Source organism: Fulvimarina endophytica, from assembly GCF_003403015.1.
Classification (GTDB): domain Bacteria; phylum Pseudomonadota; class Alphaproteobacteria; order Rhizobiales; family Rhizobiaceae; genus Fulvimarina; species Fulvimarina endophytica.
The window spans coordinates 308,066-331,526 of the sequence record NZ_QURL01000002.1; the positions used below are offsets into that span (position 1 = coordinate 308,066).

Sequence of the window (23,461 nt, forward strand, 5' to 3'; positions counted from 1 at the left end):
CTTCGGCAGCGGTCAGTGGGACACGGCGGCAGCGGCCGCTTCGTCGATGAGGGTGCCGGTGCGGAACCGGTCGAGGCTGAAGGGCGCGTTGATCCGGTGCGGCTCGCCCGTCGCCAGCATGTGGGCGAAGACGTGGCCCGAACCCGGCGTCGCCTTGAAGCCGCCGGTGCCCCAGCCGCAATTGACGAACAGGTTCTTGATCGGCGTCTTCGACAGGATCGGGGAGCGGTCCGGCGTCACGTCGACGATGCCGCCCCAGGAGCGCAGCATCCGCATGCGCGTGAACTGCGGGAAGAGTTCGCAGATGGCGTCCAGCGTGTGGTTGGTGACGTGGATGCCGCCCTGCTGGGAATAGGAGTTGTACTGGTCGGTGCCCGCGCCGATGACGAGCTCGCCCTTGTCCGACTGGGAGATGTAGGCGTGGACGGCGTTCGACATGACGACGCAGGGGAAGACCGGCTTGACCGGCTCGGAGACGAGCGCCTGGAGCGGCACGCTCTCCACCGGCATGCGCAGGCCGAAGCGGCCCATGACGACGCCGGTGTGACCGGCCGCGACGACGCCGACCTTGTTGCAGGAGATCGTGCCGCGCGTCGTCTCGACCGCCTTCACCGACCCGTCGGCATTGCGCTGGAGACCGGTGACCTCGCAGTTCTGGATGATGTCGACGCCGCGGGCGTCGGCGCCGCGGGCATAGCCCCAGGCGACCGCATCGTGGCGGGCGGTGCCGCCCTTCCTCTGGAGAGCGCCGCCCATGACCGGGTAGCGGATGTTCCGCGAGGTATCGAGGGGCGGACAGAACGCCTTGCACTCCTCGGTCGTCAGCCACTCGTTGTCGACGCCGTTGAGGCGGTTGGCATAGACGTGGCGCTTGAAGGTGACGACGTCGTGATGGTTGTGCGCGAGCATCAGGACGCCGCGCTGGGAGAACATGATGTTGTAGTTGAGTTCCTGGGAGAGGCCTTCCCACAGGTTCATCGCGTGATTGTAGAGCGCGGCCGACTCGTCGAAGAGATAGTTCGAGCGGATGATCGTCGTGTTGCGGCCGGTATTGCCGCCGCCGATCCAGCCCTTCTCGATCACGGCGACATTGGTGACGCCGTGGACCGTGGCGAGATAATAGGCCGTCGCGAGACCGTGTCCGCCGCCGCCGACGATGACGACGTCGTAATGCTTCTTGGGTTCCGGTGCGCGCCATTGGCGCTCCCAGCCGGTGTGACCCTTGGTCGATTCCTGAAGAAGCGAAGCGAGCGAGAAGCGGCGCATAGGACGGACCCCCGTTGAGACAAGTTCGGTGTCGCATTTCGAACCATACGAAACTGTCGAAAATCCGTCGCCCGCCATTGAGAATGCGACAGCTTTGTTCGATTTGCTGCACTGCAAAAATTTTCGGCATCAGCGAAGAGAAATGCCGTGAATGCAGCGATTTAGTCCCCTGTTCCATCGGCTGCGAACCCCCGTAACCGGTCCGCGACAAGGGTGTTTGGTCCCCTCGAAGTTGCGGTTCGCCCCTTGTGCGCTGCGAAGGCGACTGGTCGTGCAACTGCTGATGAAAGGAAGAAAACCGTTAGTCGGCTCTCGAAACCCTTCAGTTTCCGGAACCCGCCTTATCGAAGGCTTAAGCTGCGATCTGAGATAACGCAGCCTTTGAAGACACCCATGTCAGAAACGGAGGTGATCACGCCGATGAGCGAGCAGTGCCCAGGATGCCGGACCTCCAAGCCCCTCGACTTCTCGTTCACCATGGCGTTCCAGCCGATCGTCGACGTCGTCGATGAGAGGGTCTGGGGCTACGAAGCCCTGATCCGCGGCTTGGCGGGCGAGGGCGCCTATACGATCCTCTCCAAGGTGACCGAGGAGCAGCGCTACCGGTTCGACCAGGCCTGCCGGACCAAGGCGATCGAGATCGCCTCGCGCATCTTCCCGGCGGAAGGCAGCTTCCTGTCGATCAACTTCCTGCCCAACGCGGTCTACGAGCCTGCCGCCTGCCTGCGCGCGACGCTTTCGGCTGCCCGCAAGAGCCGGTTCCCGCTCACCTCGATCATGTTCGAATTCACCGAAGGCGAGCAGATGAACGATGTCGCTCATCTGCGCAGGATCATCGAGGAGTATCGGCGGAACGGCTTCACCACCGCGCTTGACGATTTCGGGGCAGGCTATGCGGGTCTCGGCCTTCTGGCCGATTTCCAGCCCGATCTCATCAAGATCGACATGCATCTGATCCGTGGCATCGACACCTCGCGGGCCCGCCAGGCGATCCTCTCGGCCATTCTCTACGTGGCGCGCGAACTGGATATCGTCGTCCTTGCCGAAGGCATCGAGACCCATGCCGAGGCGACGACGCTGAGGGCTGCGGGCGTTCGCCTCATGCAGGGCTACCACTTCGCCAAACCCGCGATCGAGACCCTGCCGGGCGTCAATCCGGCCGCCTTCGAAAGCTTCAGGTTCGATCTGGGCGACGCGGAAGCCTCGATCGCCGCCGCCTGACGCGGTCGGGTAACAAAGGCAGCCCCCGCGAGAACCGCCCCGGTCAATCGGCCGGCGCGGGCTCCTCGACCGGGATACGGCCCTTCGTGCGGGCGAGCTTGGGGGAGAGGCCGAAGGCCGCCCGGAAGCTCTGGGCGAAATGGGCGCCGTCGCAAAAGCCGGTCTCGATGGCGATTTCCGTCACCGGCTTGGCGGTCGTCTCGAGAAGCCGCCTTGCGTGTTCGAGCCTGATCCGGCGATAGACGGCGGCCGGTGCCTGCCCGAGCGTCGTGCGGAACAGGCGTTCGAGCTGCCGGCCCGACAGGTTCAGCCGGATCGCGATCGTATCGACGGCGAGCGGCTCGCTCACATGGGTTTCCATCATGAGGATCGCGCGGCGCACGCGCGAATCGGTTGCCGCCGGGCCGCCATGGGGCTGGGCGTCGTGGCCGCGCCGCGCATCCTGGAGCTGCAGCACGTGAAGGCTCTTCTTGGCGGCGTCCCTGCTGACATGGCGGGCGACGAGATAGGCCGCGAGATCGGCGACACCCCCGCCGCCGGCGCAGGTGATCCGGTTTCCGTCGTCGATGAACAGCCGCTCGGCATCCGGCGTCTGATCGGGAAATTCGGCCGCGAAATCCTCCGCGTGAAACCATGAGACGCAGGTCTGCCGCCCCTTCATGAGCCCCGCCCGCGAGAGCACGAAGGAGCCCGTACACACGCCGATGAGCGTGATTCCGGCTGCATCGCACTGTTCCAGATAGCCCAGAACGCCGCGATCCACCTGTTCGCCGCCGTCGAGAAGGCCGCCGACGACGACCACGTAGTCGAAGTTTTCCGGGTCGACGAGACCGCAGGTCCGGGTGAGCGAGACCCCGCAGCTGGAGCGCAGCGGTTCGGGACGCGGTGCCATGATCGACCACGCGCACCGGATCTGGCGCGAGCGGTCGCGATCGTCGCTTGCAAGGCGCAGCGTGTCGATGAAGAGGGAGAGCGCCGTCAGCGTGAAGTTGTTGGCGAGGAGAAAGCCGACGCGAAGCTGGGGAACGGGGTGCAAGCCGGCCACCCGGCGCGGTCCGGTTTCGACCGCGCCCACGAAGGAGCCTACCCGTCTCGTCTCTTCGAGCGCCATCGTGAACGTTCCCGAACCTTGTCTGGAATCGATCAAAGACGAGGACCGTGCCGATATCAAGGCTTTCCCGTGGCAAGACCGGGATGGCGTGCATTTTGCACGCAAGATTTACCGCGGGCCGTCCGGTTCGTCGAGACGGCCGTGTGTCGCAGCGCGTCCGGCGCTCGTTGCGCGCATGGGTGCCGGATGTCCTCCTCGCGCAAGGTTCGACCTGTTAAATGACTGACGCCGTTCGCGTTCCACCCGCATCGGCGTGTCGGCCCGAAGGGCCCGGATCATCGCGGCAAGAGGGTATTGCACATGGCGCGCTTCACTTCGGCAGGCCGCACCCACGGTCTCGTCGCGCGCCTCTGCGCAGTCGCGATGTCCATGGCGCTTCTCGCCGGCTGCCAGTCCTCGCAGCTGACGGCCGAAGGCCTGCTGCCGCCCACTGAGGCCCATGCTCCGATCGCCTACAGCCAGATCGAGCGCCGGGGCCATTCGGCCCTCGTCGTGGACTACCGGACGGGTCGCACGCTCTACGAAGACGAGGCGGACGCGCTGCGCTATCCGGCCTCCCTCACGAAGATGATGACGCTCTACATGATCTTCGAGGCGCTTCGGAACGGCCAGATCTCCGAGGATACGCCGATCCAGATCAGCGAGAACGCCGCTTCCAAGCCGCCGTCCAAGCTCGGTGCCAAACCCGGCCAGTCCATTCCCGTGCGCCTCGCCATGACCGCGCTCGCCGTGCGATCGGCCAACGACGTCGCGACCGCCGTCGCGGAAAATCTCGGTGGCAGCGAAGCCGCCTTCGCCGATGCCATGACGCGCAAGGCGCGCTCCCTCGGCATGAACCACACCCAGTTCGTCAACGCCTCGGGGCTTCCGGACCCCCGCCAGGCCTCCAGCGCGCGCGACATGGCGATCCTCGGACGCGCGCTCTTGTCCCGCTTTCCCGAGCGCGCCTCGCTGTTCCAGATCCAGTCCTACGAATATGATGGGCGCACCTATCGCGCGACGAACAAGCTGCTCGGCAAGGTGCGCGGCGTCGACGGGATCAAGACCGGTTACATCAACGATGCGGGCTCCCACCTCGTCGCCTCCGTCAACCGCGACGGCCGCCGGCTCATCGTGGTCGTCCTCGGCGGCCCGTCCTCGCGCGAGCGCGACGCCGAGGTCAGCGATCTGATCGAGCGCTATGTGGGCGCCGGCAGCTGAGGTTTGATCCCGTGGCTCAAAGCGCGGGACGCGCGCCGTGGCCCGGGTGCGGAGGCGCCGGACGCGAACCGGTTTCACACCCGACCGCTCCGATTGCGTTCCGCGGACGAACCGGCGAAGCGATTGTAACGCTCGACGAAGCGCCGGTCGTTCCAGTCCTTCCAGCGCCAGACCCATGCGCCTTCGAGGGAAATTCCCCATTTGTCGGCGACCGCCCGCCCGTCGCCGGTGGAAAGAAGGTTGAGCCAGTCGGACTGGGGACGGAAGGACCGCAAGGAGCCGCCGAGCGCCGCGGCCCTCAGATTACGCGCGAGGATCGGTCCTTCCCGTACCGCGAAGACGCCGGCCTTGGGACGCGGATCGGGGAGCGAGGCGACGTCGCCCGCTGCAAAGACGTTCGGATGGGAGAGGCTGCGAAGGGCCTTATCGACTTCAACGAAGCCTCCGGCATCGAGGCTGAGGCCGGTCCGTTCGAGCCATGACGGCGCCCGGCTCGTCACGGCCCAGACGATCGTGTCGGCGACGATCTCGCGCCCGTTCGCAAGGATCAGGCGGCCGGCCTCGGCCCGCTCCACCCGCGATCCGATAACCGGCTCGATACCCTTGCTGCGAAGCGTTCGCGTCAGTCGGACCCGCGTGCGGGGCGAACGATCGGACAGGATTTCCTCCTCCTCGCCGATGAGCAGGATCTCGAATTGGCGCCCACCGAGTTCGCGTGGAAGCCGGGTGAGGAAGGCGAAGGCGAGTTCCACGCCGGCCGCGCCGGTTCCGACCACCGCGAGGCGAAACGGCCCGTTGCCCGAGCGCGCATCGGCGAGGATGCGATCGACCGTTTCGGTGAAGCGGTCGATCGGTTTGACGGGAATGCCGGGCTCACCCGCTCCACGCCCGGGCAGGGAGCCGATATCGAGGCTGAGGAGATCGTAGTCGAGCCTCTCGCCGCTCTCGGTCTCGAGCCGGCACACGTCTGGATCGAGACCCACGGCGCGCTCGAGATGGAGCCTCGCGCCCGCCCTTCGGGCAAGCCCCTTCGCATCGATCGTCATCTGCGACGCCGTGTAGAAGCCGGCGAGATAGCCGGGCAGGCTGCCTGAATAGGGCGTTCGCTCGTGCGGCGTCACGAGGGTGAGGGCGATGCCCGGCTCGGGGCGTTCGGCAAGGGCGCGAAGAACCTCCACGTGAGCGTGGCCCGCCCCCACGAGACAAAGCCGGACCGGCGGCCGGCTCTTGACCGAGGATCGGTACTTCAAGATCTGCGCCCCGGCGCCCGCTTGTCCCCGCCCATCAGCCGGCCGGTGTCCGGTCCTTCGGCTCCCCGGCCTTCCCGGCGTCCTCGCCTGCTTCGGGCGCGTCCGGCTCCGGCGTCGCCTTCGAAACGGTTGCGTCCGCCTCCGGCGCGCCGCCTTCCGTCACGTCCCCCTCCGGCACATCCTCGTCCACGGCATCCGGATCGGGTTCCTCGCCCGTGTCGAAACGCGGATCGAGCGAGAAGGTGACCGGCGTCTGGGTGCGGGCGAGCGGGATCGTCTGGAAGTCGGAGCGCTGCTCGGAGGAAGGCGCGACCCGGCGGAAGGTTCGGAAGAAGGCATAGGCCGCATAGAGGGCCGCTGCCGATCCCACCGACTGGAAGATGCCGATCGGGCCGAAGAGGTCCATCAGATAGGCGGCATAGAGCGGTCCGATCATGGTTCCGACGCCGTAGAGAATCAGAAGGCCGCTCGAGATCTTGATGAAGTCGTTGGGGTCCGCGTAGTCGTTCGAATGGGCGACCGCGAGGGAATAGGACGGATAGACCACGCCGCCGACGACGAAGGCGCCGACGAGGAGGAGCGAGGCCCCGGATGCACCGATCTGGGCGCCGAGGGCGGCGATGACGATGCCGATCGCACCGATCCCGACCATCACATAGCGCCGGTCCACCTTGTCCGAGAGGCGGCCAAGGGGGATCTGGAAGACAATGCCGCCGGCCATCGCGACGACCGTCAGCGAAGCGATCTCGGTCGTGGACAGGCCGATCTGCTGTCCGAAGACCGGCGCCATGTTGTTCCATGCGCCGGACATGACGCCCGCCAGCAGGACGCCGACGGCGCCCACCGGCGAATTGCGGAACAGAAGCCCGACATCGATCCGCACATTGGAGAGCGGCGTCGGCGACTTGGCGCGCGAGAGAGCCGTCGGGATGACGCCCATGCAGAACATGATCGCGCAGAGCATGAACGCGCCGGCCATCGCCGGATCGGCGAGGGGCATCACGAACTGGCCGCCCATCATCGCGGCCATGGTGACGACCATGTAGAGCGAGAAGATTGCGCCGCGCGTCTCGTTGGTCACCCGCTCGTTGAGCCAGCTTTCCACGATCATGTAGCAGCCGGCCAGCGCCAGGCCGCCCATGGCCCGGAACAGGATCCAGGCGATCGGATCGACGATCAGGGCGCAGAGCAGGATCGCGATGGCGAGAAGCGCCGAGAGCGAGGAGAAGGTGCGCACATGGCCGGCCGAACGCACCACGATCGGCATGATGACGCAGGCCCCCGTGAAGGCGATCGCGTAGCTCGTTCCCAGAAGACCGATCTCGTAGGCCGACCAGCCCTCGATCGCGCCACGGACCGGAAGAAGAATGCCCTGCAGCCCCGCTCCCGCCATCAGGAAGAAAGTCGAGAACAGAAGTGCGCCGATCGGAACGATTTGCCGGGTCAGGTGCATGGGAACCTCGCATCAGGCCGGGTGCGATCCGCACGCCCCGGCGGCGCGGCCTTAACCGCGAAATCGGGCGGAGGCGAGGGGCAATCGGGCAAACCTCGTTGCCTCAGCCGTGGACCGCCGTCTCGGAACGGACATGGACCGCGATAAAGCGCCGTTCCAACGGTGCTTTCGCCGGATCTCGTACCGCACCGGCGGCGTGATCACGAAGCCGTGAGCTCCGAAAGCTTCTGCTGAAGCGCCAGGAGATCGCGCCAGGCGAGGCGCTTCTGGATGGGATTGCGAAGCAGATAGGCGGGGTGGAGCATGGCGATGGCCGGGATCTGACCGCCCTCGCTCATATGCATCGTATAGCTCTTCCATTTGCCGCGCAGCCGCAGGATGCCTTCGTCGGCATCGAGAAGCGCCTTGGAGGCGGGATTGCCGAGGCAGACGAGAACCTTCGGGGAGACGAGTTCGATCTGGCGCTGGACGAAGGGAAGGCACATCGCCGTTTCCATCGGCGTCGGCGGCCGGTTGCCCGGCGGGCGCCAGGGAACCGTGTTCGTGACGCGGACATCGGCCCGGTCGAGCCCGATCGCCTGCAGCATGCGATCGAGCAACCGGCCGGATCTGCCGACGAAGGGTTCGCCGGCGAGATCCTCCTCCCGGCCGGGTGCCTCGCCGACGAGCATCAGGTCGGCATCCTCGCGTCCGTTTCCGAAGACGCAGGTCTTGGCGGTGACGCGCAGGCCGCATCCCTCGAAGGAGCGCAGCGCCTCCTGAAGTTCGGCAAGCGTTCGCGCGGACCGGGCGCGTTCGCGCCCATCCGCGATCAGCGCATCCTCCGAAAGGTTCAGGCCGATCTGCGGGGAGGAGCTCCCGGCATCGGTCCGCCTCGCCTCGCGGGCGGGGTCACCGGCGCCGCGCCGGTCGCTCTCGCCGGCTGAGGCTGACGGGGATGAGCCGGCGGAGGGGGGCGGGGCGGCCATGCGCGCGCGAGCCGGCATCCCGGCTTCCTGACCGCTGCCCGCCCCGCGGCGGCGTTCGACTTCGGCAAGCGTTTCGGCGAACCGGTCTCGGGGTGCCTCGTCCACGAAGATCTCGATCCCGGCTTCGCTATAGAAGCGCAGGAGAGAGATCGCCTCGCGGCGCCAGGAGAGATCGGCTTCGTCGTTCGTCATGCGGTTTTCTAGCCGAGGGGCGAGGCGGGCGAAAGGCGGGCGGCGATCCGCCGGCGACATCCCTGCGGACAAAGGCCGTTCGCGCCCGCGTCTCGCCTTGTCGGGCTCGTCACCACTCGAGGCCCGCACTCGCTCCGCCGCGTAAGGCCGGTCCGGTTCGAGGTCATATCGTAACAGACGATAACGTACAGTTTACCCTGACATACGGAGCGGAAGGCGAGATGCCGCACCGTTAACATGCCAGTCAAGCTTGTCACCTAACCATCCGAGGGTCCGCGCCGTTCCGCGCCTTCCGATGTGTGTTTGTGTCATGACGATCTTCGAAAAATTCCGCTCCGATCGGTCCGGAAACATGATCCTCGCATGCGCGCTCGCCATGCCGGTCATGGTGATGGCCATGGGCGGAGCCCTCAGTTACGGGATGGCCTATAGCGGGCGCAGCGATATCCAGAATGCCCTCGATACCGCCCTTCTCGGCGGTTACGGCGAGTCGGACGAGTTCGACGAAACCCGGGCAAGAATGCTGTTTGCGAACAATCTCAACGGCATCGAGGTATCGGAGCTGACCTTCTTCGAGAATGGCGAAGGCGGGATGGCCGGGCGGGCCGTCGCGGAACAGCCGGCGCTCATGTTGCAGATGTTCGGCATGGAGACGATCAAGTTCGGAGCGGTCGCAGCGGTCGAGCCGAGCATGGAGAAGAAGATCGTGTCCGCCACGTTCAAGCCGACGGCCGTGAGCGGCGCGTTCGACAAGGACATCTACTTCTTCACGCGGGATGCCTCCGGCAGGAAGACCCGGCGCGAATTGGTTCTCAGCTACGACGTTACGTCCAAGCACCCCCAGTTGGGATGGACGTCTGCGACCGTGAGGCCGGACCTCAACCGGACCCACACCATCAATGTCGGGGAGTATTCGAGTTACGGCTACGAGATGGTCGTCTACGAGGACGTGACACTCAAGGGGAACCGGAGCGGACCCGGCGTGACCGTCAAATCCTACGATTCCGACGGCCCAGACGTCGAAGACCGGATGCGCAGGGAAGGGGCATGCGGAAAGGCGAACGGCGAGGCCGTCAGTTGGGAGGATGGCGGCGACCGCAACTTTCAGGACTTTAAATACACGGTCACCTGCGACGAGAGGATGAAGAAGTCGGACACGATGCGCCTCGTCAAATGACGGGCCGTGTTCCTGCCTGACAGACGCGGCGACCGGATCGCGCCGGAGGCAGATCGTGCCCGGTGGCCGCGCAGGAGCGACCGGATGTCCGTCATCGTTGTTTGACGCCGTGCGAAGAGCCGTTAGAACCGGGAAAACGAGATTCATTCCAACCTGCGTCTCGCAGGCGGAATGACCGACATCCCAATCGCGAAGGCGTAGCATCCTCCCATGGCCTCGACACCCGAACTCGAACCCCGCGAATCCATGGATTTCGACGTCGTCATCGTTGGTGCGGGGCCGGCGGGGCTCGCCGCCGCGATCCGCCTCAAGCAGATCGACGCGGATCTGTCCGTGGTGGTGCTGGAGAAGTCGGCCGAGGTGGGCGCGCATATCCTGTCGGGCAACGTGCTCGACCCGTCCGCCCTCGACGCGCTGCTTCCCGAATGGCGCGAGGAGGAGACGCCGATCCGGACCCCGGTCAGCGAGGACCGGTTCTATCTCTACGGCCCCCAGGGCGGCGTGCGCCTTCCCCATGTCATGATGCCCAAGCTGATGGACAACGAGGGCAATTTCGTCGTCTCGCTCGGGCTCGTCTGCCAGTGGCTCGCGGGCAAGGCCGAGGCGCTCGGCGTCGAGATCTATCCCGGATTTGCCGCGAGCGAGCTTCTCGTCGACGAAAACAATGCGGTTATCGGTGTCGCCACCGGTGACATGGGCATCACCCGAACCGGCGAGCCGGGTGCCCAGCACCAGCGCGGCATGGAACTGCGCGGCAAATACGTCTTCCTCGGCGAGGGCGTGCGAGGCTCGCTCTCCAAGCGGGCGATCGCCGATTACGGCCTCGATACGGGCCGCGAGCCGCAGAAGTTCGGCATCGGCATCAAGGAACTGTGGGAGATCGCGCCGGAGCGCTCGAAGCCCGGCCGCGTCGAGCACTCCTTCGGCTGGCCCCTCAAGGACGATACCGGCGGCGGCTCGTTCCTCTATCACCTGGAGGACAACAGGGTCTATGTGGGCTTCGTCACCCACCTCAACTACAAGAACCCGTATCTCTCTCCCTTCGAGGAGTTCCAGCGGTTCAAGACCCACCCGGACGTCGCCGAGCTGCTCCACGGCGGCAAGCGCATCGCCTATGGCGCGCGGGCGATCACCGAGGGCGGCTGGCAGTCCGTGCCGCGTCTCGACTTTCCGGGCGGCGTGCTGATCGGCTGTTCGGCGGGCTTCGTCAACGTGCCGCGCATCAAGGGCGCGCACAACGCCATGTGGTCGGGCATGCAGGCGGCGGAAGCTGCGGCGGAGGCCATCGGGGACGGCCGGGCCCATGACCGGCTGACGCGATACGAGGAAGGCTGGCGCGCCTCGCCCATCGGGCGCGACCTCAAGACCGTGCGCAACGTCAAGCCGCTCTGGTCGCGCCACGGCACGATGCTCGGCCTCGTCCTCGGCGGCATCGACATGTGGACACAGTCCCTCTTCGGTTTCTCCTTCTTCGGCACGCAGTCCCACGGCAAGCCCGATCACGCCTGCCTGGAGCCGGCCGAGAAGCATAAGCCGATCGCCTACGACAAGCCGGACGGCAAGCTGACCTTCGACAAGGCCTCCTCGGTGTTCCTGTCGAACACCAATCACGAGGAGGATCAGCCCGTGCATCTCCACGTGAAGGATGCCGGCCTGCAGCACAGCTCCGAACTCGCCGTCTATGCCGGGCCTTCCCAGCGCTACTGCCCGGCCGGCGTCTACGAATGGCGGACCGAGGGCGGCGAGGAGACCTTCGTCATCAACGGCCAGAACTGCGTCCACTGCAAGACTTGCGACATCAAGGACCCGAACCAGAACATCGAATGGGTCCCGCCCCAGGGCGGCGAGGGGCCGGTCTACCAGGAAATGTGATCGGCGGCGCGGCGCGGCGGGTTGCGGACGCCGCGCTCAGGCGCTCCACCAGTGAATGAGGGCGCCGATGACCGTGGCGCCTCCGATCGGGGCGACGAACAGAAGCACGATGTTCGCCCCGATCAGCCAGCCGATGACCTTCTGTTCGCGCGGCGTCATCTGCCGGCGCTCGGGCCGCTCGGGCGGCTGCCATTCGTTCTTCTCGTCGAGATACATGGATCTCCTCCCGGTCTCGTCCCGCCGTCCATCGCGCGCCGGAATGCCGATCTTGTCAACGCCTGCCCGTCGCCGGGCGCCGATGTCCGGGTCGAAGTCCCGGGCGTGTGCCCGGCGGTTCCGTTCCCGGACTATGGCCAAGTCGTGAGGCGGGAACGCATTCCGCTCGACCTTTGGAGCAACGAGGAAGGCGGCCGGATGTTTCGACCGTGAGAACGACGCGCCCTCGATGGAGCGCGCCGGATCACGAAAGGACATTCGATATGACAGCCGATATTCCCGCTCAGCACCAGGAGCGCACGCCCGGCCTCGAGGCCGACATGAACCCGGCCCCCGACTACGCGCCCCGTTACAAGGGATCCGACCGGGTGAAGGGCAAGGTGGCGATCGTCACCGGCGGCGACAGCGGCATCGGCCGCGCCTCCGCCGTTCTCCTCGCGCGCGAGGGTGCGAAGGTCGCGATCGTCTATCTCGACGAGAGCGAAGACGCCGAGGTGACTCGCAAGGCGGTGGAGGCGGAAGGCGGCGAATGCCTGCTGATCGCCGGCGACGTGCGTGACAAGTCGTTCTGCACCCGGGCCGTCGAGAAGACCGTGGAGCGGTTCGGCGGGCTCGACATTCTCGTGAACAATGCCGCCCACCAGGCGGTCGACGAGGATCTGCGGCAGCTTTCGCAGGAGTCCCTCGCCAAGCACTTCGAGACGAATGTCTATGGCTATGTCTACATGATGCAGGCGAGCCTCGATCATCTGAAGGAAGGCGCGGCGGTGATCAACGTCACCTCCGTCAACAGCTACAAGGGCAACGACACGCTGATCGCCTATTCCTCGACGAAGGGCGCGATCACGGCCTTCACACGCTCCATGGCCAGCAATCTCGTCGAGAAGAAGATCCGCGTGAATGGCGTTGCGCCCGGGCCGGTCTGGACGCCCTTCATCCCCATGTCCATGCCCGCCGAGATGGTCGAGGGCTTCGGCTCGGGCTCGCCGATGGGCCGTGCCGGACAGCCGAACGAGATCGCGCCGTCTGTCCTGTTCCTCGCCTGCGAGGACTCCTCCTTCATGACGGGCCAGGTGCTTCATCCGAACGGCGGCATGATCGTCGGCGCCTGAGGCGTCGGGACCCGCGAAAGGGTCCGGCGGCCCGCCTTCCGGGCGCCGCCGGACCGCCCTCGCTTCTGCCGCTCCATCCTTGGAGGACGGCGACGTCCGATGTCGCCATCCACCTGGCGCCATGGACGCGCGACGCCTGGCCCTTAATGTTAGTCTAACGACGAACATTCTGGGAGGAGTGACGTATGCAGGCCCTGATGATGGACGTGCCCCTGCTCGTATCGAGCATCATCCGGCACGCGGCCCGCTATCACGGCGATACGGAGGTCGTATCCGCGGGCGAAGGGGGGCGCGTCACGCGCAAGACCTATGACGACGTCGCGCGGCGTTCGGCCCAGCTCGCCCATGCGCTCGACGAATGGGGAATGGTCGAGGGGGACCGGATCGCAACGCTCGCCTGGAACTCCAACCGGCATCTGGAACTCTATTTCGGCGTCGGCGGCTCGGGCCGCGTCTGCCATACGATCAATCCACGGCTCTTTCCCGAGCAGATCGCCTATATCGTCGCTCACGCGGAGGATCGGGCGCTCTTCGTCGAGCCGATGTTCCTGCCTCTGCTTGAAAAGCTGAAGGAGGATCTGCCGAAGGCGATCCGGATCGTTGTCCTGTGCGAGGCGGGCGACCTGCCGCATTCCGACGCCTTCCCCGATCTCATCGCCTACGAGGACCTGATCGCCGGCCGGCCGGAGGACTACGACTGGCCGGAACTCGACGAGAACACGGCCTGCAGCCTCTGCTACACCTCCGGGACGACCGGCAATCCGAAGGGTGTGCTCTACTCGCACCGCTCCTCGGTGCTTCATGCGATGGCGATCGGCTGGGTGGATGCGATCGGCCTTTCGGGCAGCGATTGCGCCTGCCTCGTCGTGCCGATGTTCCACGTCAATGCCTGGGGGCTGCCTTATGCCTGCCCGATGATGGGGGCGAAGATGGTGATGCCGGGCCCGAACCTCGACGGGGCGAGCCTGCGCAGGCTCTTCGACGAGGAGGGCGTCACCATGTCGGCGGGCGTTCCGACGATCTGGATGGGCCTGACCGCGCATATGGAGGACGAGGGCGCGCTCTTCCGGACCCTCGAACGGGTCGCGGTCGGCGGCTCGGCGATGCCGGCACCGCTCATCGAGCGCATGAACGCGCTCGGGGTCGCGGTTCGTCATGCCTGGGGCATGACCGAGACGAGCCCGGTGGGGCTCGCCAGCGCGCCCAAGCCCAAACACCGCGATCTTTCGAAGGAGCACCGGCTCGCTCTCACTGCCCTGCAAGGCCGGCCGCTCTTCGGCATGGATTTCCGCGTCGAAGGCGGCGATGGCGAGGAGGTGGCCCGGGACGGGAAGGCCTATGGCGCGCTGCTGGTCCGCGGCCCCTGGGTCGCCCAGCGCTATTTCGGTGCGGACAGCGACAGCCCGGCCTTTCGCGAGGACGGCTGGTTCGAGACCGGCGACGTGGTGACGATGGATGCCGACGGCTATGTGAAGATCGTCGACCGCACCAAGGACGTCATCAAGTCCGGCGGTGAGTGGATCTCCTCGATCGAGCTCGAGAACATCGCGACCGGCCATCCGGCGGTGAAGGAAGCGGCGGTTGTCGCGCGCCACGACGAGAAATGGGGCGAGCGCCCGGTTCTCTTCATCGTTCCGAAGGCCGGCGGCGAGGCCCCCGGCGCCGAGGAGATGCGCGCCTTCTACGAGGGCAAGGTCGCCGGATGGTGCGTTCCCGACGATGTCCGCGTGGTGGACGACCTGCCCCACACGGCCACGGGCAAGCTGCGCAAGACCGATATCCGCAACATGCTTTGACGAAGCGGCCCCACGCCCCGGGGAGGGCGGGGGGCACGATCGTCACGAACATCAGGGCCTTAAGGGACCACGCCAATGGCTGCAAACATCTACGACACCGAACTGCCGAAGACCCGGGCAAACCACGTCCAGCTGACGCCGATCAGTTTCATCGAGCGGGCGGCGATGGTCCACCCGGGGCATACGGCCGTCGTCCACGGAAAGGTCCGCCGCAACTGGGGCGAGACCTTCGAGCGGGTGCGGGCGATGGCGAGCGCCCTCGCCAAGCGCGGCATCGGGCCGGGAAAGACCGTTTCGGCGATCCTCGCCAACACGCCGGAAATGTTCGAACTGCATTTCGCCGTGCCGATGACGGGCGGCGTCCTCAACACCATCAATACGCGTCTCGACGCAGCCACCATCGGCTTCATCCTGAACCATGCCGAGAGCGACATCCTGATGGTCGATCCGGAATTCGCCGAGACGGCGAAAGGCGCGCTCGAGGCGTCCGGCCGGGACCTTCTGGTCGTCGACGTGCCGGACGCGATGTACGAGGGCGAGAGCGTAGCCGTCGGAGCCCTGACCTATGACGAGCTTCTGGCGGAGGGCGATCCGTTGGACGACTACCGCAAGCCGCAGGACGAATGGGACGCGATCAGTCTCAACTATACCTCGGGCACCACGGGCGATCCGAAAGGCGTCGTCTATCACCATCGCGGCGCCTATCTGAACGCGCTGTCGAACGCCCATGACTGGGGAATCGCGCCGCATCCGGTCTATCTGTGGACGCTGCCGATGTTCCACTGCAACGGCTGGTGCTATCCCTGGACGCTGGCAGCGCTCGCCGGAACCGCCGTGTGCCTGCGCGCGGTGCGCGAGAAGCCGATCCTCGACCTGATGCGTGCCGAGGGCGTGACCCATTTCTGCGGGGCGCCGATCGTTCTCAACACTCTCGCCAGCGCTCCGGACGAGCTGAAACAGGGCCTGCCTTCGCCCATGCACGCCATGACGGCGGCAGCCCCCCCGCCGGCCGCCATCATCAGCCGGGTGGAGGCGATGGGCATCACCGTGACCCATGCCTACGGCCTCACCGAGACCTATGGTCCCGCCGTCGTCTGCGCGTGGAAATTCGAATGGGACGACCTGCCCGCCGACGAGCGCGCCGCCAAGAAGGCCCGGCAGGGCGTGCGCTACACGGTTCTCGACGATCTGATGGTCGCCGATCCCGAAACGCTCGAACCCGTTCCCGCCGACGGGGAGACCATCGGCGAGATCTTCATGCGCGGCAACAACGTGATGCGCGGCTATCTGAAGAATCCCGAAGCCAACGCCAAGGCGTTTCGCGGCGGCTGGTTCGCGTCCGGCGATCTCGCGGTGATGCACGAGGACCGTTACATCGAGATCAAGGACCGCTCCAAGGACATCATCATCTCCGGCGGCGAGAACATCTCCTCGATCGAGATCGAGGACGTGCTCTACCGGCATCCGAAGATCGCGGAGGCGGCCGTCGTCGCGCGGCCCGACGAGAAATGGGGCGAGACACCCTGCGCCTTCGTGGTGCTGCGCAAGGGCGAGACCATGACCGAGGAGGAGGTCATCGCCTTCTGCAAGGAGAACATGGCGCGGTTCAAGGCGCCGAAAACGGTGATCTTCGACGATCTGCCGAAGACCTCCACCGGCAAGATCCAGAAATACGTCCTGCGCAAGAAGGCGGAGGACTTGTCGAACACATGACGCCCTACAGCATCGGACCGAAAAGTGGACCCGGTTTTCGGACCATCCGATGCGTCATGCAGAAACCGGAGCCTCGAGCCTGATTCCTGATCGGGTTCGAGGCTCTAACTGCGTGCGGGCATTCCTGTCTCAGCTTTCGTCCCCGGTGTCGGGCTGCCGGGGAGGGTGAAGCGGACGAGGACCGGAAGGTGATCCGATCCGACCGGCGGAAGCGTCTGCGCCGAAAGGACGGCGACATCCGGCGAGACGAGGACATTGTCGATGAGGAGGCCGACCGAACTCTTCGCGATATCGGGAAGAGCCCTCGGTGCAAAGCTCGGCCCGATCGAGGGGACCGGACGCGTGCCGCTCTTGGCTGCGAAGGTTCTCATCGCCGCGCTCCAGGGGGCGGCGTTGAAATCCCCGCCGACGATGAGCGGCGTGCCTCTTTCCTTGATCGCCCCGAGCGTCTTGGAAAGCTGAGCGATCTGCCGGTTCTGGCCGCGCGGCCAGGGCCAGAACAGGTGCTGGACCGCAACCGTCATGCGCCGTCCTTCACCGAGATCGACCTCGCGCGCCCCGAAGCGCTGATCGGGCATGCAGACGGCTTCACCGGTGAACGGGTATTTCGAAAGGATGACCACGCTCTCTCCCCCGCGATGCGCTCCGCATGCGGCGCGATGGGGATAGAGATCGGAGAGGGTTTCGAGAGCGGCCGGCCATCGCCAGGCGACCTCTTCCAGCGTTACGAAATCGGTATTGGCGCGCCGGATGGCGGCAAGACCTGCCGCGGGATCGCTGCTGTAGAGAACGTTCAACTGGAGAAGACTGAGTTCACGGGCTCGCGCGGCCTCGTCCGGCTCCGCGATCGGCGCGAAAACGGCGAAGCCGTGCAGCCGGTTCGTGAGGGAGGGCGACAGCACACCGAGGAAGGGCGCGACGGTGACCGCCGAGGCGATGCCAACGGCCATGGCTCCGAGGGCGACCCACCGCCCGAGGCCATGGCCGAGACACAGGCCGACAAAGCCGGCCACGATGGCGAGGACGGCCAGATAGGGGCGGAAGTGAGAGAAGGAATCGAGCGGAGCCGCAAGCCCGCCCATCAGCCCGGCAAGGAGCAGAAGCGCGCACAGCGTCGCCGCAAGTACCGCAAGCCGGCCGAAACGGGTCATCGGCTGCGATACCGTCTCGCGAAGGCGGGTCCTGCGACCTCGGTCATGGAGAATGGCCCGCCTACTGGAACGCGGTTTCGGTGAAGGAGCGGAGCTTTCGGGAATGAATGCGCTCGGGCGGCAGTTCGTTCATCAGTTCGAGCGCCCGCATGCCGATCTTCAGGTGCTGGGCGACCTGCCTTCGATAGAATTCGGTGGCCATGCCCGGCAGTTTCAACTCCCCGTGCAGCGGCTTGTCGGACACGCAGAGAAGCGTTCCGTAGGGCACCCGGAAGCGGAAGCCGTTGGCCGCGATCGTCGCCGACTCCATGTCGAGCCCGATCGCGCGCGACTGGGACAGGCGCTCCACCGGTTCGCGGTGATCGCGAAGCTCCCAGTTCCGATTGTCGATGGTGGCGACCGTGCCCGTGCGCATGATCCGCTTCAACTCGTAGCCGGAGAGGCCCGTCACCTCCTCGACGGCCTGCTCGAGCGCGACCTGAACTTCCGCGAGCGCCGGGATCGGGACCCAGATCGGCAGATCGGCATCGAGAACATGGTCCTCGCGCACATAGGCATGGGCAAGGACGTAATCGCCGAGTTCCTGGCTGGTGCGCAGGCCCGCGCAATGGCCGAGCATCAGCCAGGCATGGGGGCGCAGGACCGCCACGTGATCGGTGATCGTCTTGGCGTTGGACGGGCCGACGCCGATATTGATCATGGTCACGCCTTCGCCGTCCGGGCGCTTCAGGTGATAGGCCGGCATCTGGGGCAGGCGTTCGGGCGCGACGCCATCGGAGGGTTCGGTCTCGCCGGCCCGGGTCTCCACATTGCCCGGCTCGACGAAGGAGGAATATCCCCGGCCGCCCTCGGCCATCATCTGCCTGGCGAGGATGCAGAATTCGTCGATATAGAACTGGTAGTTCGTGAAGAGGACGAAGTTCTGAAAGTGCTCCGGCCGCGTCGCCGTGTAATGGCGCAGTCGATGCAGGGAATAGTCGATGCGCTGGCCGGTGAAGGGGGCGAGCGGCATGCCCTCGCCGGGAACCGGAGTATAGGTGCCGTTGACGATCCTGTCGTCGGTCGCCGCAAGATCCGGCACATCGAAGATATCGCGCAAGGGGGCCCCGAGGCGGTCGACCTTCTCGGCCTCCACATAGGAGCCGTCGGGGATCGCGAAATGGAGCGGGATCGGCGTCGAACTGTCCGAGACGGTGACCGGAACGTCGTGATTCTGGATCAGGAGATCGATCTGGGCGATCAGATAGCGCTCGAAGAGATCCGGCCTCGTGATCGTCGTCTTGTAGCGACCCGGCTGGCTGACATGCCCGTAGGAGAGGCGCGAATCCACCCGCGCATGGCTCGTCGTGGTGATCGAGACCTGAGGATAATAGGCCCGAATCCGCCGGGAGGCGTCGGCGGTCTCGATGGTCGCCTCGAACTGTTCGGCGAGAAATTCGATCGAGCGGCGGTAGAGCCGGGAGAGCTCGGCGACCGCCTCCTTCGCATCCCGGAAGCTGCGGCTTTCGGCAGGTTCCGGCGTCAGCATCCCGGTGGGGGTGCCGGGAGCGGTTGCGTTTGGGCGGGGGTCGGATGAGCGCGTCATGGCCGGCAAGTTAGCGGATGGCGCTCAAAGAGGAAGAGACCGAAGAGGGTCTGCCGGTGCGAGATGCCGGCGATGTCACATCCCGCTTCGATGGACCGTTGGCGATTTCGAGGACGCTGGCGAGGATGCGCAGTCGATTTTTTCGGGAACTTTCATTCCCGGAGCGGCTTTACGGATGCGAAACCGGTGTCGGATACCGTCAGAAACGCACGGTGGCGTTGAGCGGCGTGCGCTCGATATTGCAGACGATGCCCTGGGTGTAATCGCAACGGTCGCCGGAGACCGAGGCGAGGGCGCTGCCGGGACGCGAGACGGTATTCTGGGCAAGGGCACTCATTGCCATGCCGAAGAGCGCGATCAGAACCGTAACGAACGAAAGTCGCTGGATCATTGGGTATCATTCCCCCTGTTTTCTGCGGCCATCGTGACATTCCGACCTGTACCCAGGCTGAACGGCACACCGGCATCTTTTCGATTTCGCGAACGCTGTGTCCCCGATCCCCGATCGGCGCCGTCCCCACTGACGCCTCATATGCGTCCATCACGCCACAGGAGCGTGGCTAAATTGCGCTGGAACTGTGACGGGAAGGTCCATTCGTGGAGATTCTCGTCCATTCCAGTGACGCATTTGAGACAATTCGCATCGAAAGGCAACCCCCGAGGGTCAAGCGGAGCGATTCGCCCGGCCTCTACTTTCGGCCGATCGCCGGTCGATCGAAATTTGCTGTGGTGTCCGAAGAGTTTGCGGGCCGGTATGCCGTAACGGCGAAGACGATCGGTCCGGCATGGGGGTATGCGCGACATGACGTCGATATGGCGGCCAGTGGACAGAGACAGAGGCTTCGGAGACAACCCGTCCTTCAGACACAGGAAGGTCCCCGATGCCCCACGTCTCCATCAAGCATTTTCCCAAAGACCTGAGCCCCGAACAGACCCGGGCGCTCTCCGACGAGATCACGGCCGCCATCCAGAAGGCCTTCGCAAGCCGCGACGGGGCGATCTCGATTGCGGTCGAGCCCGTCGAGAAGGAGCGTTGGCAGAGTGATGTCTACGAGCCCGAGATCGTGGGTAAGTCCGGCCGGCTGATCAAGCGGCCGGACTACTGAGCGCGCGGGTCTGGAGGGCCCGGCGCGTTACTTGCTCAGGCGCTTGCGGTTGGATGTGACCTTCGAGCTGTAGGGCCTGAGTGCGGCCGTCGCGATCGTATCCATGGCCGCGGTCATCGGCGTTCCGCGCATCATCGCCAGCGGCAGTTCCATCGAGGCCTTGATCATCGCCTGGTTGAAGGCGAGCGCGGACTGCTGGGAGGCGGCGATCTTCTCGGCCACCATCTTGTGGTTCTCGCGCTGGTCCTTGGCGCTCGGATTGCTGCCGGCGAGCGCCATCTGCGTGAGGCGCATTCCGATCACGAAGGGGGCGCCCATCATGATGGCGCTCGCTTCGGCCATCGACTTCTGAAAGGGAGCGGACGGCGTATTGCTGCGCTTGCGTGCCATGGAAGATCTCGTGATTCGGTTCTTCGGATCAGAGTGCAACGCGCGAGACGGCATTCGGTGGCATCGCCGGCCCGTAATGCTTCTTCGGGCGCGCGATCAAATTTCGCGCGCGGGACCGATCAGAACATGTTGAGGAGCGCGAGGATCGCGCCGCCATAGACGCCGACGAGGAAGAGAACCGAGGCGATGCCCAGGATCGCCGCCGCGATCAGCCAGAGGCCGTCGCGGGCCGTGATCGCGATCCCGGCGATCGCAATGGCGACGCCCGGCGCCATGTTCGTGAGCGGGAAGGGGATCGTCACGATGATCGCGAGGAACAGGCAGAACCAGCCCGTCAGGCTGAGCAGCATCGCCTCGGGCTGCAGCCAGTAGCGGTGACGCGCGAGCCGCTCGGCCCTGCGGATGAACGGTCCGATCTTCCGCATCAACGTGGCGATCGTCTCGGGCTTGAGGCTGATCCGGCGAAACCTCGCCGGCAGCCAGACCTTGTGACGACCGATGGCGAGCTGAAGCGAGAAGAGGATCAGCGGCATTCCGAAGATCGTCGAGGCACCCGGCGGCAGGGGCACGAGGTTCAGGCCGCCGAAGAGGATGAAGAATGCGCCGAACGCACGCGTGTCGAAGGCGAGGGAAAGCTCCTCGAGCGTCGGGTCGTCCGATGTCCTCGGATTGGAGAAGGCGCGCAGGATCGCCGATATGCGGCGCTGACGCTTGCCTTTCTGCCGACGAAATTCGCGCCGCATGCGTGAGAAGACGAGAGGCGACACGGAAACTTCTTTCATCCTCGGATCAGTGGTCGGTGCGGGCCATGCTCGCGCCGCGAAGCCTTGGACCCGGTCTAGCATCCGGATCTTACGCTCCGGTTTCGAAGGTTTGGCATCGGATGGTCCGAAAACCGGCGCGCCTTGCCGTCCGATCGCCGAGCCTCCGATCAGTCCGTAGCGAGATCATGTCGCGAAACGAAGACATCGGAGGATCGGATCGCTCTTAAAGCGCCATCCGGGCCAAGTCGAGGCTCGCCGGGCCTTTGCCGGTGAGGCGAGAGGGCGGCCGTTCGTCGCTCGGTGGGGGTGGATCGGAGCCTTTACCGGGTCTTCTTCCGCGTCTCCTGTTCGCCGCGGGTCAGATCCAGCACCTCGACGGCGAGTTCGGGCTTCTTGCGATTGACGAAATCGGGATGGGTGAGGGTGCACATCGCATCCTGGTAGCCGTCGCTCCAGCGCTCGTCCACGGAATGCCGAGAGAACTCGTAATCCTTGGAATCGCGGCTGTATTCGCGCACCCGGTCGATGAGGTGGATGATCGTCACGCAGGCATCGTTCTCGCGCTCGCGCAGGAACCGCACATCGGGATCGTCCTTCAACTCGTCGGGCAGTTTTTCCAGAAGGCGATGGACTGCCCGCCGCTCGCGCTGGCGCTCCTTGATGAGGTCGGTCCCGAGCCGGGTTCGGCTCGAGAAGCGGATGTCCTTCTCGCGCTGCGAGACCTCCTCCATCGAGGTCGGAAGCGCGCCGCGGGAGGGAAAGAGATCGATCTGGAAGGCGACCATGTCGTGGTCGTAGTCTCGCTCGAGAACGTATTTGAGCGGCGTGTTGGAGACGATGCCGCCGTCCCAGTACCACTCGCCGTCGATTTCGACCGGCGGGAAGCCGGGCGGCAGGGCGCCGCTCGCCATCACGTGTTCGGGGCCGAGCCGGGTGTCCTCGCTGTCGAAATAGCAGAAATTGCCGGTCCTCACATTCACCGCGCCCAGACTGACGCGGGGCCCCTGCGCGTTGAGATAGTCGAAATCGCAGAACCGCAGCAGCGTCTCGCGCAGCGGCGAGGTGTCGTAATAGCTGAGCCGTCCGGGCGAGGACGACTTGCCGAGATAGGTCGGGGGAAAGCGCGGGGCGAAGAAGCCGGGAATTCCGAACAGCGCCGACGCGGTCGCGCTCGCCTCGTTGAACAACGATCGTGCGACGACGCCGGGAACGGGCGGATCGAAGACGACGAGCGAGGAGATCGTGTGCCAGAAGCTGCGAAGCGCCGCGACGCGGTCCTCGGGCCGGTTGCCGGCGATCAGGACCGCGTTGATCGAGCCGATGGAGATGCCGGCGATCCAGTCGGGCATCGCCTCGTATTCGGCGAGCGCCTCGAAGACGCCGGCCTGATAGGAGCCGAGCGCCCCGCCACCCTGAAGAACCAGGACGAGAAGTTCGTCGGGCCGCGTGATCGTCGTGTCTCGGGAGGGATGTGGCGTCAGCATGTCCATTCTGGTGGTCGTCCTTTTCGTCAAGATCCTCGTACTGTCCGCCTGCTAAGCCTCGCCTGTCCGCGTTGCGTCCCGCATGCGGCGCGGCGAGCCCCGTGAGCGCGAATGTCGGCATCCGTGGAGGCTTTGTCCACCGGCGGATCGATCGAAACGCGGAGCCCCGGTGATCGGAAGCACACTCTGGCTTCACGTGACTGGAACCTTCGCGTGATCTGCGAGTTTCGACGTCACTGGCCGTGAACGGTCCGGCCCGGTACCTTTCGATCCATGGGAGCCCTTCAATGAATCATCGTCTGACGACAGCCATCGTTCTCATGGCCGGTCTTCTCTCGCTCGGCGCCTGCGCCAATACGGTCCGCGGTGTCGGCGCCGATGTGGGCAACACCGTGGATGCAGGCGAGGCGGCGGCCGCCGACATCGTTCGCTGA

21 protein-coding genes are annotated in these 23,461 nt (G+C 65.6%); 9 read left to right on the forward strand and 12 right to left on the reverse strand.

What is annotated here, in order from left to right; translation table 11 throughout:
* Window positions 1-12: 12 nt before the first annotated feature.
* A complete protein-coding gene (locus tag DYI37_RS04885) occupies window positions 13-1,266 on the reverse strand; it encodes a sarcosine oxidase subunit beta family protein (protein WP_116682081.1) in 1,254 nt (417 codons plus the stop codon).
* Between the two features lie 393 nt (window positions 1,267-1,659).
* On the opposite strand from DYI37_RS04885, the gene DYI37_RS04890 reads away from it, so the two are divergent.
* On the forward strand, window positions 1,660-2,487 hold the full coding sequence (locus DYI37_RS04890; protein ID WP_425365024.1) for an EAL domain-containing protein: 828 nt from the start codon (window positions 1,660-1,662) through the stop codon (window positions 2,485-2,487).
* Between the two features lie 43 nt (window positions 2,488-2,530).
* Here DYI37_RS04890 and DYI37_RS04895 read toward each other — a convergent pair whose 3' ends face one another.
* Window positions 2,531-3,598 carry a GlxA family transcriptional regulator gene (locus DYI37_RS04895; protein ID WP_116682082.1) on the reverse strand — a complete coding sequence of 356 codons (1,068 nt, stop codon included), beginning with the start codon at window positions 3,596-3,598 and terminating at the stop codon, window positions 2,531-2,533.
* A 300-nt stretch (window positions 3,599-3,898) separates the two neighbouring features.
* Between DYI37_RS04895 and DYI37_RS04900 the strand changes: the two genes are divergently transcribed.
* Window positions 3,899-4,798, forward strand: coding sequence for a D-alanyl-D-alanine carboxypeptidase family protein (locus DYI37_RS04900; RefSeq protein WP_116682083.1), 900 nt, complete (start codon window positions 3,899-3,901; stop codon window positions 4,796-4,798).
* 74 nt (window positions 4,799-4,872) lie between these two features.
* Here the strand turns inward: DYI37_RS04900 and DYI37_RS04905 are convergent, their stop codons facing one another.
* From DYI37_RS04905 to DYI37_RS04915, 3 genes are all read right to left on the reverse strand, one after another.
* Window positions 4,873-5,997: an FAD-dependent oxidoreductase gene (locus DYI37_RS04905; RefSeq protein WP_280986974.1), complete on the reverse strand. Its 1,125-nt coding sequence runs from the start codon at window positions 5,995-5,997 to the stop codon at window positions 4,873-4,875.
* An 85-nt stretch (window positions 5,998-6,082) separates the two neighbouring features.
* On the reverse strand, window positions 6,083-7,501 hold the full coding sequence (locus DYI37_RS04910; protein WP_116682085.1) for an MFS transporter: 1,419 nt from the start codon (window positions 7,499-7,501) through the stop codon (window positions 6,083-6,085).
* 200 nt (window positions 7,502-7,701) lie between these two features.
* Window positions 7,702-8,661, reverse strand: coding sequence for a uracil-DNA glycosylase (locus tag DYI37_RS04915; protein ID WP_116682086.1), 960 nt, complete (start codon window positions 8,659-8,661; stop codon window positions 7,702-7,704).
* 310 nt (window positions 8,662-8,971) lie between these two features.
* On the opposite strand from DYI37_RS04915, the gene DYI37_RS04920 reads away from it, so the two are divergent.
* Window positions 8,972-9,838 (forward strand): TadE/TadG family type IV pilus assembly protein, encoded by an 867-nt coding sequence (locus DYI37_RS04920; protein WP_210209328.1) that lies wholly within the window; start codon window positions 8,972-8,974, stop codon window positions 9,836-9,838.
* Window positions 9,839-10,048: 210 nt separating this feature from the next.
* Entirely contained in the window at window positions 10,049-11,710 is a 1,662-nt protein-coding gene (locus tag DYI37_RS04925; RefSeq protein WP_116682088.1) for an electron transfer flavoprotein-ubiquinone oxidoreductase, read from the forward strand.
* Between the two features lie 36 nt (window positions 11,711-11,746).
* Here the strand turns inward: DYI37_RS04925 and DYI37_RS04930 are convergent, their stop codons facing one another.
* Window positions 11,747-11,926, reverse strand: a complete 180-nt coding sequence (locus DYI37_RS04930; RefSeq protein ID WP_116682089.1) for a hypothetical protein — start codon at window positions 11,924-11,926, stop codon at window positions 11,747-11,749.
* A gap of 263 nt (window positions 11,927-12,189) precedes the next feature.
* On the opposite strand from DYI37_RS04930, the gene DYI37_RS04935 reads away from it, so the two are divergent.
* The 3 genes from DYI37_RS04935 (at window position 12,190) to DYI37_RS04945 (ending at window position 16,547) form a co-directional block, all read left to right on the forward strand.
* A complete protein-coding gene (locus DYI37_RS04935; protein WP_116682090.1) occupies window positions 12,190-13,038 on the forward strand; it encodes an SDR family oxidoreductase in 849 nt (282 codons plus the stop codon).
* Window positions 13,039-13,223: 185 nt separating this feature from the next.
* A complete protein-coding gene (locus DYI37_RS04940; RefSeq protein ID WP_199520078.1) occupies window positions 13,224-14,834 on the forward strand; it encodes a long-chain fatty acid--CoA ligase in 1,611 nt (536 codons plus the stop codon).
* 75 nt (window positions 14,835-14,909) lie between these two features.
* The gene (locus tag DYI37_RS04945; RefSeq protein WP_116682091.1) at window positions 14,910-16,547 is read left to right on the forward strand and encodes an acyl-CoA synthetase; all 1,638 of its coding nucleotides are present in this window, start codon (window positions 14,910-14,912) and stop codon (window positions 16,545-16,547) included.
* 104 nt (window positions 16,548-16,651) lie between these two features.
* On the opposite strand, the gene DYI37_RS04950 is transcribed toward DYI37_RS04945, so the two are convergent.
* The 3 genes from DYI37_RS04950 to DYI37_RS04960 all read right to left on the reverse strand — a co-directional run bounded on the left by DYI37_RS04950 (window position 16,652) and on the right by DYI37_RS04960 (window position 19,674).
* Window positions 16,652-17,698, reverse strand: coding sequence for an endonuclease/exonuclease/phosphatase family protein (locus tag DYI37_RS04950; protein WP_116682092.1), 1,047 nt, complete (start codon window positions 17,696-17,698; stop codon window positions 16,652-16,654).
* A 61-nt stretch (window positions 17,699-17,759) separates the two neighbouring features.
* Entirely contained in the window at window positions 17,760-19,283 is a 1,524-nt protein-coding gene (locus tag DYI37_RS04955; protein WP_483466328.1) for an AMP nucleosidase, read from the reverse strand.
* 199 nt (window positions 19,284-19,482) lie between these two features.
* Window positions 19,483-19,674: a hypothetical protein gene (locus DYI37_RS04960; RefSeq protein WP_116682094.1), complete on the reverse strand. Its 192-nt coding sequence runs from the start codon at window positions 19,672-19,674 to the stop codon at window positions 19,483-19,485.
* A 490-nt stretch (window positions 19,675-20,164) separates the two neighbouring features.
* Between DYI37_RS04960 and pptA the strand changes: the two genes are divergently transcribed.
* Window positions 20,165-20,389 (forward strand): tautomerase PptA, encoded by a 225-nt coding sequence (gene pptA, locus DYI37_RS04965; protein WP_116682095.1) that lies wholly within the window; start codon window positions 20,165-20,167, stop codon window positions 20,387-20,389.
* A gap of 27 nt (window positions 20,390-20,416) precedes the next feature.
* Here the strand turns inward: pptA and DYI37_RS04970 are convergent, their stop codons facing one another.
* The 3 genes from DYI37_RS04970 to DYI37_RS04980 all read right to left on the reverse strand — a co-directional run bounded on the left by DYI37_RS04970 (window position 20,417) and on the right by DYI37_RS04980 (window position 23,033).
* Complete coding sequence (locus tag DYI37_RS04970; RefSeq protein ID WP_116682096.1) at window positions 20,417-20,779, reverse strand: hypothetical protein; 363 nt, start codon at window positions 20,777-20,779, stop codon at window positions 20,417-20,419.
* A 119-nt stretch (window positions 20,780-20,898) separates the two neighbouring features.
* Complete coding sequence (locus DYI37_RS04975; protein ID WP_116682097.1) at window positions 20,899-21,546, reverse strand: exopolysaccharide biosynthesis protein; 648 nt, start codon at window positions 21,544-21,546, stop codon at window positions 20,899-20,901.
* A gap of 317 nt (window positions 21,547-21,863) precedes the next feature.
* A complete protein-coding gene (locus tag DYI37_RS04980) occupies window positions 21,864-23,033 on the reverse strand; it encodes a patatin-like phospholipase family protein (protein ID WP_116682098.1) in 1,170 nt (389 codons plus the stop codon).
* Between the two features lie 281 nt (window positions 23,034-23,314).
* On the opposite strand from DYI37_RS04980, the gene DYI37_RS20120 reads away from it, so the two are divergent.
* Window positions 23,315-23,461: a hypothetical protein gene (locus DYI37_RS20120; protein WP_199520079.1), complete on the forward strand. Its 147-nt coding sequence runs from the start codon at window positions 23,315-23,317 to the stop codon at window positions 23,459-23,461.